A 13,244-nucleotide genomic window follows, 5' to 3' on the forward strand; every position below is an offset into this window, starting at 1 on the left:
TTTAGTCATTCAAGGCGACCTTTCATGTTCTTGCTTTTTGCTAGTTTTCCACGCGCCTCTCAACGGCGAAGATTGGTGTTGGCCGTCGACTGGCCCGTGGGATTTCCAGATTCACATTTGAGAACTTAATGTTGCCGATGAAGGTCAATAGTTGGCCGGATCTCGCGGATCACTATTGCGAACTTTGCGGCGATTCACGCGTAACGCAGACTGGCTTGTGAAACCAAAGTTCTATCTGGTCGATCAACTCCGGAATTCCATTCGCACCACCTCGTGGACCGAAGCCTTGCTTGGAGTTCGCCCCGCCCCACGTGTTGCTCAGAAGCTTGGGCTCAGCGCCTGACATGTCATAAATCTGGATGCGCACCATCTCGTCAATAGCGGGACTGGACGGGAATCTGTCGAGCATTTTTCGGTAGACTTCCGCTGCGGCTGGGTCTATCTGAATACCCACTTCAAACCCAGCCGGCAGCTTCACGCGGTGGATATCTGCCTCCTTAGTTTCCCAGCGGGCAATCTGTTTACCCGAGACCGACACGGCGACTGATTGGGCCGACTTTCCGTCACTAGCGCAGTAGGCGGATGCGAACGTGCTTACTGTTGCGAGTAAGACCGTCAGGAATTTTAGATTCATTGAATATCCTGTCCTATAGCCACTCGTAAACTTCCATGCGTGGAAGGCGAGCAAAAGTGCCCTACGAAGCGTCGAACTTAAGTATTTGCAAATGTTCTCTATATTAGTGCAAATCACTAAACTTGTGAACGAATAGCAATAAATCATACCGACGGCGTTGGCGAGGCAATCTCGAAAAGGGTGCGCAACAAGGCGTCTTTACAGAAACGCTGGCAGTTCGTCAGAAAGAATATCAATGCAAGCCGGACATCGGCTGATTCAACCCCGGCGGCGAACGACTGGAAATGGTTGATCTGCGATCACTCACGTTCTGTTGCAATTTTGCCGTGAGGGGACTTTATAGGTTCGTAATCTTGCCCTTCGAATAGACGCCATCGCTACAACTGGTGCGCCACAAAATCACGAGGCGTCGCGGGTCTACTAAATTCTACTTTAGCGGGCAAGGCTTGTTAAACCCGCGAAGGGCTACCGTCGTTCCCGAAGCTCCATGCGCAAATCACTTCGCGAAAGTCTCGTGAATGCGCAATTTGCGCATTTCTTTTGATGTGTAACTGCACATGAACACTGCTGCCAATTGCCGGAGTACGAGTGAGTTTTTTCGTTCTGCGCTGCGCGGGAACTGAAACAACGTCACCACCGAAGGAGCTGCATTCGCGAGCCATTTCTCTTGGCGAAAACACACAATGATTGCCCGTCCAGACTGAGTCTTGGACTAATGCTGTTTTGCCTGTGTTCGACAAGGCAAAACTCTGAGCTGAGCGATTCATACACAGCAGGTCTATTCCACTCCGACGATCCAAACATGTCAACGATGGCACGCGAAAAGCGCGCTGTTTGCGCTCCGGTCGGCAGAAGGAATTTGACGAGTCGCTCAAGTCGTCATTGCCAGACGCGCATGGAATAGGCTGATAATTTGATGTTAATACAATAACTTACGAAGAGTTCGCATGGAGTCGCTGACGCGCGCGCTCGTCGCATGTGCGCCACCCCTCATCACCTTGGCGTACTTCCTTTCCCCTCATTGCTTCGTTTTGGCCGTTCTGTCGCCCCTTTGATTGTCGGGCGGCTATAGGTATTTGCAATCGCGTGATTGCAAATACCTTACCAATACGGAGTAAATCATGAGCAACAGTTCGCAGACGCGTCACGGCCCATTTTGCGTCAATGGCGTGCCTTATCTCTCGCTGATTGAGTTGGCGTTAGCGGCAAAAATTAGTTATCAGCGTGCGTACAAGCGCCTGGTTCGCGGTTCGACCAACCACGAGATCTTCTTTGGTCGTGCCAAGAAGCCTACAGCTGACAAGCCGCAGCGCCGCCCGCGAGGAAAACAGTTAACCGTCGGCGGCCAAACATACGACAACTTTGCTGCCGCGCATACGGCCATCAAGCCAAATTGTTCCTTAAATGCCGCGCGTGCGCGCCTTCGTTATGGATATTCCGCCGAAGAAGCGCTGGGCATAGTGTTTCGTGTCGACGGCCGCAAAGGCAACCAGGCGAACTAGTGCCGGATACCGTAAACCAAGTGGCGCGGTCCAAAGCGGGCCGCGTCCGCACCGAAAATGGAGAATCACATGAGCAAGCAAATTGTAGACGCCAAGGCGCAAGGCAGCGAAACGCAGAGCGGACATGGTCAACCGGAAATGCCGTTAACACAGGTGCGCACCGCACATAAATGCATGCCGGTGAGTCGCGCAAACAATGAGGGTTCCAAACAGGCAATTTCGCTACTGGTCGACGGCATCGAACACGAGTCAATTCGAAAGCTTGCCATAGCACATTGCCACAGGCCAGAGCTAATCGAAAACAGAATTAGACAGCGACAATGGACCGCAAAACGCGCTGTGATGACGCCCGAAAAGCCAAAGGTCCATTTTTTGGGCAAAACTTACGACAGCCATATGGCGCTGTGGGAAGCATACCAACGCGATGAAGCATACCAAAACAAAACGTGTTGCTACTCGACCTTTGCCGCCCGCGAAAAGGCTGGGCACCCACTCGAAATTTGCCTAAGTGCCGAGAGACTTCATCGTGCGGCAACGATCAAAGTCCGCGGGGAACTCTTTGCCACGTACGCGGAAGTTGCGCGGCGCTATGGCATGAAACCAAGCCGACTATCACGCCTCATGAAAAAAATGGCCGTTGAAGCGGCCATCGACTACAAAGAGCCAACGAATGGAAAGTATTCCGAAAAATTCTTCGTTCGCTTCCCTGAGATAGCCGTGTCAATAGGAGTCTTCTACTTCGCGCAGATCGATTTCACAGAATTCACGCGGCACAAGATTGGAATTTCTCGCCTGTCAGGAGCAGAACGACTCGCAGGCGTTTGCCACGACATAATTGCGGAATGGCGTGGTCCGCTAGCATTGCTATATCGACTTGAACAGATAATGCTAGTTGAGTATGCGAGGTTGCTGAAACGTGGCCCAGACTGGTTCGACGGTAGAACTGAAACTTTCTTTGACGCCTCAGTGGGAGGCTGACATGTTTGTTTCTATCTCACGAAAGATGCAGGCGAAAGGTTTCTTGCGTGTATCTCTTGACAGCTAAATATTCGTGGGCATCCGCACCGAATATCTTTGGACCGCGTGGTGTGGAACTGGAGAAATTTGTACCGTTCCGAGCATGCTCGACTCGGACGCTTGCACAACAGGCGATGCGAAACTGGCCGCCAATAAATTGTGAGCCTCTCGGTGTATTTGAGGCGGTTAGGGTTTACGCAGCGGCGATGCGGTACGATAGAACGATTGATTCTCTGCGCAAAACCGTAAAATCCTAGCAGTGGCAAGCTACTTCAAGCATTTGTGGCCTGCAATGCGCACCAGTGCCAGAATTTCAAAGAAATCACATTGTCGCGCCAGCAGGTAACACCAACAAAGCTACGCAATGACCGACGCATTCTTCGAAAAGCCGATTCTCAATTCGCCATACGCATATCCCACACGCCATTGGGAGCTTGACGATTCGGGTCAGCCGACACAACAAATCATTGAGGCGCGCCGTCGCGCTGATTTCATCACGCCGATACCGAAGCCGAAGAAGCGACATGGCAAGGCAGAGCAAGCGCCATTGATTTTTGATGAAGGCAAGGGCCTCTCAACGCAAGAACAGCGCTACGATCACACGGCGATCATTACGGCGGTTCGGAAAGAAGTCGATAAGTTGCGCACGCTGCCGAATACGAACGACTGGAAGGTAACACCAGAAACGGCGAGGTTGCTTCAGCATTGGCGACATCACGAATTCAGCAGCATCCGCCCGTTTTTCTGCCAGGTCGAAGCAATTGAAACGTTGATCTGGCTGACGAAGTGGCGCCGCACGTGGGCAAGATTGGCGAGGGTTTCCTGCAGCACATTGCCGACGCGAATGGTGAAGCGAATCCGGAACTGCTGCGCTTGGCATTGAAACTCGCAACGGGTGCAGGCAAGACGACCGTCATGGCGATGATCATCGCCTGGCAGACAATCAATTTTGCGCGCCGGCCACAAAGCAAAAGATTTTCAAAAGGATTCTTGGTTGTGGCACCCGGCCTGACGATCAAGGATCGTCTGCGCGTTCTGCAACCGAACGACCCGGACAGCTATTACGCCAGCCGTGAACTGGTGCCCGACGACATGTTGGAGGAAGTGAAGCGCGCCAAGATCGTCATCACCAACTTCCACGCCTTCAAATTGCGCGAACGCATCGAACTCTCCAAAGGTGGACGCTTGCTGCTGCAAGGACGCGGCGGTGATCCACTCAACACGCTGGAAACGGAAGGGCAGATGCTTCAGCGGGTGATGCCCGACCTGATGGGCCTGAAGAACATCATGGTGCTGAACGACGAGGCGCACCACTGCTATCGCGAAAAGCCAAATGCCGATGACGATGAGGACCTGAAGGGTGACGACCGCAAAGAAGCCGAGAAGAACAGCGAAGCAGCGAGGCTGTGGATCTCGGGGCTCGAAGCCGTCAATCGCAAACTGGGGCTCACGCGTGTGGTCGATCTTTCCGCGACACCGTTCTTCCTCAGTGGCTCCGGTTACGCGGAAGGAACATTGTTTCCGTGGACGATGAGCGATTTTTCGCTCATGGATGCGATCGAGTGCGGCATTGTCAAATTGCCGCGCGTGCCGATTGCGGAAAACATTCCCGGCGAAGAAATGCCGATGTTCCGTGACCTCTGGAAGAACATCTCGAAGGACATGCCCAAGAAGGGGCGCGGCAAGGCAGATGCGCTTGATCCACTGGCGTTGCCGATACGTTTGGAGACTGCGCTAGAAGCGTTATACGGGCATTACGAGAAGACCTTTAATCTCTGGCAGGAAAAGGGCATCAGTGTTCCACCATGCTTCATTATCGTATGCAATAACACGTCCACGTCAAAGCTGGTGTACGACTACGTCTCGGGCTTTCAACGCCAGAATGAAAATGGGGCGAGCACCTTTCAAAATGGCCGTCTCGAGCTCTTCCAAAATTTCGACGCGCACGGCACTCCCTATCCACGTCCCAACACCCTGCTGATCGACAGCGAACAGCTCGAATCTGGCGAAGGCTTGGACGACAATTTTCGCAACATGGCTGCCGACGAGATCGAACGCTTCCGTCGTGAAATCGTTGAGCGCGGCGGCAAACTTGCCGACGAGTTGCAACGCGGCAAGGAACTGGACGACGTAACCCTATTGCGTGAAGTCATGAATACCGTCGGTAAACAGGGACAACTCGGCGGTGCGATTCGTTGCGTAGTCTCCGTCTCGATGCTGACAGAAGGCTGGGATGCGAATACCGTCACCCACGTACTCGGCGTCCGCGCGTTCGGCACGCAGCTACTATGCGAGCAAGTGATCGGCCGCGCACTCCGGCGTCAGTCATACAACCTCAACGAAGAGGGCCTGTTTGACGTTGAATACGCCGATGTGCTCGGCATCCCATTCGATTTCAACGCCAAACCCGTCATCGCGCCGCCGCAACCGCCGCGCGAAACGGTGCAAGTGAAAGCAGTTCGCCCTGACCGCGATGCGCTCGAAATCCGTTTTCCTCGCGTCGCAGGCTATCGCGTTGAATTGCCCGAAGAGCGCTTGACCGCAAAGTTTGGTAAAGACCACGAACTGGACCTCACCCCCGCACTGGTCGGCCCGACCATCACCCGCAACGCCGGCATCATCGGCGCATCGGTTGATCTCAACCTCAAACACCTGAAAGATGTTCGTCCTTCGACGCTACTATTCCACCTTACGCAGCGCTTGCTCTACACCAAGTGGCGCGACCCCGGCGAAGAACCAAAGCTGCATCTCTTCGGCCAACTGAAGCGTGTAACCAAGCAATGGCTGGATACCTGCCTGGTCTGCAAAGGCGAGACCTATCCCGCCCAGCTCATGTATCAGGCGCTGGCGGACATGGCGTGCAACCGCATCACCGACGGCATCACGGCCGCCTTCGCCGATGAACGCCCAATCAAAGCTGTACTCGATCCGTACAACCCCATCGGCTCCACCAGCCACGTCAATTTCAATACGTCAAAACTGCTGCGCTGGAAAACGGACGCGAATAAGTCGCACGTCAACTGGGTGGTGCTGGATAGCGACTGGGAGGGCGAATTCTGCCGTGTCGCGGAGTCGCACCCACGCGTGCGTGCCTACGTAAAGAACCAAAACCTTGGCCTTGAAGTGCCTTACCGCTACGGCTCCGAAATGCGCCGTTACCTGCCAGACTTCATCGTGCTGGTGGAGGATGGCCATGGCGAAAATGATCTCCTTCATCTCATCGTCGAGATAAAAGGCTATCGCCAGGAAGATGCCAAGGACAAGAAGCTCACCATGGACAGCCATTGGATTCCTGGCGTGAATCATCTTGGGTCGCATGGCCGCTGGGCCTTTGCGGAATTCACCGAGGTGTATCAGATCGAAAGCGACTTCGAGCAGAAGATCGAGAGCGAATTCGGCAAGATGATTGAAAGAGTTACGTCGCCACAGAAAGAAGCTGCGGTGTTTGTATGACAGCCTCGCAGTTGCCCTACATTCCTGGGAACTTGGCGATGATCGCTTGCGACCATTTTCCCGAAGTCAGGAAAACGGCCTACCGTGGATTTTCTATACATATGCGCCCAGACATGTATAGAAAACCCCGTTTTCCTATACATGTCAGCCCTGATCTGCATACAAAATGGCCGAAATCCACCCACTAACTGCTCTAGATGCCGCGCGCTTTGACTCGCCCGCCATCCTCAAGAAGGTGGCTTCCGCCAGCCGCAAGCTGGCAGAGTTGAAGGGTGTCGCGGCCTCAATCCCGAATGAAGGGATTCTCATCAACTCCTCGGCATGCAGGAGGCGAAGGACAGCTCGGCGATTGAGAACATTGTCACCACGCACGATGAACTTTTCAAGGACGGTCTCTTTCCGGACGCGATGCCCAGCGCCGCCGCAAAAGAGGTCCAGCGCTATCGGCAGGCACTCCGCGTGGGGTTTGAGGCCGTTGATAAAACCCGACTGCTGACGGTTAATCACCTGCTGGAAGTGCAGGCGGCCCTGCAATGCAACAACGCCGGGTTTCGTAAACTCCCGGGAACCGCATTGAAAGATGGCAGCGGAAGGACCGTTTACCAGCCGCCGCAGGATCCCGCCACGATCATCACCATGATGACCGACTTGGAAAAGTTCATTAACGATGACGATCTCTTCCCGGCCGATCCCCTCATCAAGATGGCGCTCATCCATCACCAGTTCGAAAGCATCCACCCGTTCTACGACGGCAACGGCCGCACGGGCCGCATCCTGTGTGTGCTGTATCTCATGAAACAGGATTTGCTAGACATCCCGGTTCTTTATCTCAGCCGCCATATCGTTCGCACCAAAGGCGACTACTACCGGCTTCTGCAAGCGGTGCGCGATCACGACGTCTGGGAAGAATGGGTTCTTTACATGCTGGAGGCCGTGGAGTTGACCGCGGCAGACGCCATCACCACCGTTCACGCGATTAAGACGGCATTGCTGGACGCCAAGCACCGTATACGCAACAAACATAAATTCTACAGTCAGGATCTCATCAACAATCTCTTCAATCATCCCTATACCAAGATCGAGTTCGTTGAGGCAGACCTGAAAGTCTCACGTCTGACTGCCACCAAATACCTGGAGGCACTCACCACCGATGGCTTTCTGGAAAAACAAAAGGTGGGGCGTTCCAACTACTACATCAACCTCGCGCTGAATGCCATTCTCACCGGCGAATCCATGCGCGGCGAAAACTGAAATTCATGGCCAAGAATACGCTCACTACCAAAACCGTCGACTCCATCAAGCACGACGGCGCGACGCGAAAGAACATCCCGACGGCGGAATACCAGTCAGTCCTGCAAAAGGAGGAGCAGAGCCCGAAACAAGTGCGCTACCCGCGCAATACTGACTTGGACCCGCAACTCGTCTGGCGCGGCAAGGACGAGCAGGATTGGAGCGATCTCGTTGTCCACGCGCCACCGCTGTATATCCAGGAAAAGGTTCACCCCAAAGTCCTGATCGACGATTTGCTGAAGCAGACGAAGGCCGATCAAAAAGGCACCGAAGCGCAGCCGGACCTGTTTGCCGATTTCAACGGCATCCCGAAAGACGCCGACAAGACCGAGTTCTACCAGCACGACCAGAACTGGTCGAACCGCATGATCCTCGGCGATTCATTGCAGGTGATGGCGAGCCTCGCCGAGCGCGAGGGGCTGCGCGGCAAGGTGCAGTGCATCTATTTCGATCCGCCGTACGGCATCAAATTCAATTCGAATTTTCAGTGGAGTACGACGAGTCGTGATGTGAAGGATGGGAACGCTGGGCATATCACGCGGGAGCCGGAGCAGGTGAAGGCTTTTCGCGATACTTGGCGCGATGGAATTCATAGCTACCTCGCCTACCTGCGGGATCGGCTCACTGTCGCTCGCGACCTCCTCACCGACTCGGGTTCCGTATTCGTCCAAATCGGCCAGGACAACTGCCACCTGCTCCGCGCACTCTTGGACGAAGTGTTTGGTGCGGAAAACTTCATCTCGCAGATCGTCTTCTCAAAGACAGCGAGTGCAACTTCGGAGTTTTTGTCCGGCACATACGACGTACTCATCTTCTATGCGAAATCGCGTGAGCACTTGAAGTATCGCCAGCCGCTAACGCTAAAGCGGATTGGCGGGATTGGAGGAAGCGCATACAAACGTGTGCGCCTGGCTGACTTATCGGAAAGGCCCATCACTCCTGAGGAGCTTTCTGGGCAGCAAGACTTTCCACAAGATGCGCGCTTGTTTCGAATTGACAATCTCACAAGCCAAAGTGTTGGCCGCGACAAAGGCGAAGGGGCCGCCTCATGGTTTCCAGTCGACTTTGAAGGGCAAACACTGCGCCCCTCGGAAAAAGTTCGGTGGAAAACTAATGAATCAGGAATGGCGAGACTTCGGGCGGCATCTCGGCTGAGTTCCACGAACAAAGGCCTATATTACGTCCGCTATTTCCAGGACTTCGCGGCATTCCAGGAAGACAATATCTGGGGGGACACCGGTATCGCGGGTTTTGCGTCTGAGAAGCGATATGTTGTCGAGACTTCCGAGAAAGTAGTTCAACGCTGCATCCTCATGGCTACAGACCCCGGCGATCTAGTACTCGACCCAACCTGCGGCTCCGGCACCACCGCCACCGTCGCCGAGCAATGGGGCCGTCGATGGATCACGATTGACACTTCGCGTGTGGCGCTGGCGCTGGCACGTGCCCGAATCATGGGGGCGCGTTATCCCTTCTACCTGCTGGCCGATTCCCGAGAGGGCCAAATCAAGGAAGCTGAAGTTATCCGATCTGTGCCGAGTTCGCAGCCTGTGCGCGGGAATATTCGCCATGGCTTCGTCTACGAACGTGTGCCACACATTACTCTGAAGTCCATTGTTAACAATACCGAGATCGATGTCATTTCGGACAAGTGGCAGGCGAAGCTGGAGCCGTTGCGCCACGCGCTGAATAAATCAGTGAAGAAAACTTGGCAGGAGTGGGAGATTCCGCGTGAGGCTGATCCGAAGTGGCCGGATGCCGTAAAGAAAACCCATGCCGATTGGTGGCGGGTCCGCATCGCCCGCCAGAAAGAAATCGACGCCTCCATCGCGGCGAAAGCCGAATTCGAACAACTCTACGACAAGCCGTACGAGGACAAAAGGAAAGTCCGCGTGGCGGGTCCCTTCACGGTCGAAAGCCTGTCGCCGCACCGCGTGCTGGGCGTCGATGAAAATGATGAACTGATCGACCACGCATCGGAGCCGGGCAAGGGCTACGGCGAGAAGCAGACTTTCCCGCAGATGATTCTGGAGAATCTCAAGGCAGCGGGCGTGCAGCAGGCGCACAAGGAAGACAAGATTGTTCTCACGTCGTTGACCCCTTGGCCGGGCGATCTGGTGTGCGCGGAAGGCCGCTACATTGAGGGCAATGCGGAGTCCGGCAAAGAAAAACGCGCCGCCATTTTCATCGGCCCCGAGTTCGGCACCGTCACGCGTCCCGATCTGGTGAGCGCCGCGCGCGAAGCCGGCGATGCCGATTTCGATGTGCTGATCGCTTGCGCCTTCAACTACGAAGCCCACGCCACCGAATTCAGCAAGCTCGGCCGCATCCCCGTGCTGAAAGCGCGCATGAACGCCGACCTGCACATGGCCGACGACCTCAAGAACACCGGCAAGGGCAACCTGTTCGTCATCTTCGGCGAGCCGGACATCACCATCCTCAACGCCGGATGGCAAAGTGAAGATCAAGGTCAACGGCGTCGACGTGTTCCACCCGCAACACCGGCGAAGTCCGCAGCGACGGCGCCGACGGCATCGCCTGCTGGTTCATCGACACCGACTACAACGAAGAAAGCTTCTTCGTCCGCCACGCCTACTTCCTCGGCGCCAACGACCCCTACAGCGCGCTGAAGACCACGCTGAAAGCCGAGATCAACGAAGAGGCTTGGGTGACGTTGAATAGCGATACATCACGCGCGTTTGAGAAACCGAAGTCGGGGAGGATTGCGGTGAAAGTGATCAATCATCTGGGGGATGAGGTGATGAAGGTCTTCAGAGTCTAGGGCACATACATGAATCTGCACGACGTCAAGACTCGCCTACAAGAACATTTGAGTGATGGTCTTGTCGTTGTCGTGGGCTCCGGCCTATCTTGCGCCGAAAGTTTGCCAATAATGGGGTGCTTGGCGGGCCACCTGGTTTAGGCGCCGCGCGGGGGGGCTTGTTGGTGGCGGAGGGGCTTAATGGGCGGCTATATGCCCTCTAGTAAAGGCTAAAGGTCCTGAGGCAGCGCTTCTTCAGAAGTCGCCGACCCCAAATTTGGAGGCGGCAATCGCAGCGACGACGGCTGCTCTCGTCAGTGAGAAGGAGCGTTCTGTTGTTACCGAAGTTTTTGCCGGCACGCGATTACTTCGCCTCACAAAGTTAGTTCATCACCTTCTCAAGCCATCGAGCGGTTTGCCAATTGTTACAACCAACTATGACAAGCTCGTCAAAATTGCTGTTGAGGAAGCGGGTTTAGGTGCAGACACCATGTTCTACGGGAGATTCGCAGGTACCCTAAGCGAACGCGAAAGCCGGCTGAGGGGAAAGAAATGATATTTCCAGAGTGGGCGCCCAATGACCTTGTGTGGTGGCATGAGGAATTAGTAAAAGCGGAAATGGATAAGCGGCAATCATTTGCAAAGACTGTCGACATCCAGTATGAAAGGGTGAAAAGGAAGGATTTGTCACTTCCGGGCGGCGCGGAAGAGTTGGAGAAAGTGCGCGGGAAAGAAATCATAAACAACACAATGAAGGCTCCGTTGCCCATTGACGAAGACGCATCTGAAGCAGAATTTCGGAGCCAAATGTGGCGCGGCTTAGGCCACTTTCACTTTGCAGACCATCCTCCCCTGCTCCTGCGATTACTCACGGAAAGCAAAATGCAGGACGTCTGGAAGACGCTTTTGAGCCATCCAGCGATTGACAGTAGCAAAGTCACGCCCAATGAAATTTTCAATATGATTTGTAAAGAAATGGTGGCCGCCTTTGGCAGTTCTCCCAAGACGACCAGGCAACGTCGTCTGCATATGCTGGCGATCGCAAAATGCGCTTGTAAACTGTCAGAGTTATTGCCACAGGCGCCAGCATTTGACGAGATGCCATTAGTGGTTGCAGGAGGCAGGCCACTTGAAGAGGTCTGTTCTGAACTTAGAGCATATTTTGCCTGCCCGCTCCAAGGAAATCCGCAGATCGAGGCCAAAGAGGTGCTTGGCATTATCTTGGATCTAGTTCCAGATCCACGACATGCCGTGCAAACGATTCACCTGAAGGCGATTGAAGCTTTACTGGCACTGCGGACGGAAAAAGACCAAACAGTGGCGAGCCGCACAAAGTATTTGCGGCCGCTTCTCGGCACATATTGTTTGCGCGATTTGGCTCTCCGCTTTACGACCGTTGCCACACTAACTATGATCTGTTTTCAAAGGAAGCTCGAGATCGATGGAAAAGACGTACGCCGGTGGGCTGCGCCGCCGAGCGCGACGGGAAAGAAAAAAGCATGAATTCTCCAAATGTCAAGTATCAGAATCGTGTCAAAACATCGAATTCTCGTACTATCGCCCAGCTGACTTTTGCGGCAATATGCGGCCATCTCAACCACGAATAAATCCTGATCATATGTCATTCACACCCATCAAAATTTCACAGAAAACAGTTGCGCAGACTCAGGCTGCGCTTGATGCCGTTAATGGTGCCGCGACCGCACACACCCTGTATCGAGCTGAGGACATTGTCGAAATCAGCGTGATCGCGGAAAACGAAACTGTCTCGCTCGTCGGCGCAAAATTGCATGCGATTGGCGCCTCCTACCAATTTTTTCTGGGAAGGAACTTCCGGGGGCCACGACTGGAAGCGCAAGATTACCTCGGTAAGATTGGAACGTCGAGCAACAGGCTGGTTCCTCGTTGAAGTCCTGGAGTTGAAAATCGGACACTGGTGTCAGCGGCCCGTTCTCACGCTGACGCCAGTCCAGGACGAACGAGCCGTCAATCGAGTTCGTGCGACCTACCGCGTGTCTGATGTGATCAAGGCCGTCGCCTAGGCTAGACTCAACCAGCGCTGACGAAACGGTGCCCGCCATTGCGGCTGCACTACATTTATCAATGGTTTTGGAGCCCATATGTTGCTTTACCTCATTCGCGGGATTCCCGGAAGTGGCAAAAGCACGTTGCAGAAAAATTGGGGTCGTGACCATTTTGAAACAGACATGTGGTTTGAGCAGAACGGTGGGTATGATCGCGCCAAGATCAAGGTTGCACATGAATGGTGTAAATCACATGCTCGCGCGGCACTTGAGGCGGGCCGTGACGTGGTCGTGAGCAACACTTTTCTCAAGCGGTGGGAAATGCAGTTTTACCTTGATACAGCCAACCACGTTGGCGCCGTTGTTCAGGAAATCACGATGCAGGGGAGATGGCAGAACACTCATGGAATTCCAATCGAGCAGGTGCTTGAAATGGAAAAGTACTTTGAAAAGTGAGACCGCGTTTGGAAGGCCGAAATGAGCGTTTTGTACTGCGCCGTCCCCTTCGGGTGTGAACCAGTGCAAATGTCGGGATTCGCGCCGTTTGCGCTCCAAATTCCGTC

General features: G+C 54.3%; 7 protein-coding genes and 3 pseudogenes. 9 read left to right on the top strand and 1 reads right to left on the bottom strand.

Features of this window, described 5'->3' with window-relative positions:
- Positions 1 to 172: 172 nt before the first annotated feature.
- On the bottom strand, positions 173 to 634 hold the full coding sequence (locus tag IPP88_09305; GenBank protein MBL0122911.1) for a hypothetical protein: 462 nt from the start codon (positions 632 to 634) through the stop codon (positions 173 to 175).
- 1,121 nt (positions 635 to 1,755) lie between these two features.
- Here IPP88_09305 and IPP88_09310 point away from each other — a divergent pair.
- The 9 genes and pseudogenes from IPP88_09310 (at position 1,756) to IPP88_09350 (ending at position 13,137) form a co-directional block, all read left to right on the top strand.
- A complete protein-coding gene (locus IPP88_09310; GenBank protein ID MBL0122912.1) occupies positions 1,756 to 2,136 on the top strand; it encodes a hypothetical protein in 381 nt (126 codons plus the stop codon).
- Between the two features lie 69 nt (positions 2,137 to 2,205).
- Positions 2,206 to 3,114, top strand: coding sequence for a hypothetical protein (locus tag IPP88_09315; GenBank protein MBL0122913.1), 909 nt, complete (start codon positions 2,206 to 2,208; stop codon positions 3,112 to 3,114).
- Between the two features lie 403 nt (positions 3,115 to 3,517).
- A pseudogene (locus IPP88_09320) lies at positions 3,518 to 6,606 on the top strand (DEAD/DEAH box helicase family protein).
- 166 nt (positions 6,607 to 6,772) lie between these two features.
- A pseudogene (locus IPP88_09325) lies at positions 6,773 to 7,857 on the top strand (Fic family protein).
- A gap of 5 nt (positions 7,858 to 7,862) precedes the next feature.
- Positions 7,863 to 10,678, top strand: a pseudogene (locus IPP88_09330) (site-specific DNA-methyltransferase).
- A 256-nt stretch (positions 10,679 to 10,934) separates the two neighbouring features.
- Positions 10,935 to 11,213 (top strand): hypothetical protein, encoded by a 279-nt coding sequence (locus tag IPP88_09335; protein MBL0122914.1) that lies wholly within the window; start codon positions 10,935 to 10,937, stop codon positions 11,211 to 11,213.
- Positions 11,210 to 12,160, top strand: a complete 951-nt coding sequence (locus IPP88_09340; GenBank protein MBL0122915.1) for a hypothetical protein — start codon at positions 11,210 to 11,212, stop codon at positions 12,158 to 12,160. The genes IPP88_09335 and IPP88_09340 overlap by 4 nt, the downstream gene beginning before the upstream one ends.
- A 115-nt stretch (positions 12,161 to 12,275) precedes the next feature.
- The gene (locus IPP88_09345) at positions 12,276 to 12,566 is read left to right on the top strand and encodes a hypothetical protein (protein ID MBL0122916.1); all 291 of its coding nucleotides are present in this window, start codon (positions 12,276 to 12,278) and stop codon (positions 12,564 to 12,566) included.
- A 211-nt stretch (positions 12,567 to 12,777) separates the two neighbouring features.
- Positions 12,778 to 13,137 carry an AAA family ATPase gene (locus IPP88_09350; protein ID MBL0122917.1) on the top strand — a complete coding sequence of 120 codons (360 nt, stop codon included), beginning with the start codon at positions 12,778 to 12,780 and terminating at the stop codon, positions 13,135 to 13,137.
- The last annotated feature ends 107 nt before the right edge of the window (positions 13,138 to 13,244 follow it).

Source organism: Betaproteobacteria bacterium (genome assembly GCA_016720925.1).
GTDB lineage: Bacteria > Pseudomonadota > Gammaproteobacteria > Burkholderiales > Usitatibacteraceae > UKL13-2.

Coding starts and splice junctions, on each gene's coding strand:
- IPP88_09305 (MBL0122911.1), bottom strand. CDS start 634: ATGAATCTAAAATTCCTGACGGTCTTACTCGCAACAGTAAGCACGTTC.
- IPP88_09315 (MBL0122913.1), top strand. CDS start 2,206: ATGAGCAAGCAAATTGTAGACGCCAAGGCGCAAGGCAGCGAAACGCAG.
- IPP88_09350 (MBL0122917.1), top strand. CDS start 12,778: ATGTTGCTTTACCTCATTCGCGGGATTCCCGGAAGTGGCAAAAGCACG.
- IPP88_09310 (MBL0122912.1), top strand. CDS start 1,756: ATGAGCAACAGTTCGCAGACGCGTCACGGCCCATTTTGCGTCAATGGC.
- IPP88_09340 (MBL0122915.1), top strand. CDS start 11,210: ATGATATTTCCAGAGTGGGCGCCCAATGACCTTGTGTGGTGGCATGAG.
- IPP88_09345 (MBL0122916.1), top strand. CDS start 12,276: ATGTCATTCACACCCATCAAAATTTCACAGAAAACAGTTGCGCAGACT.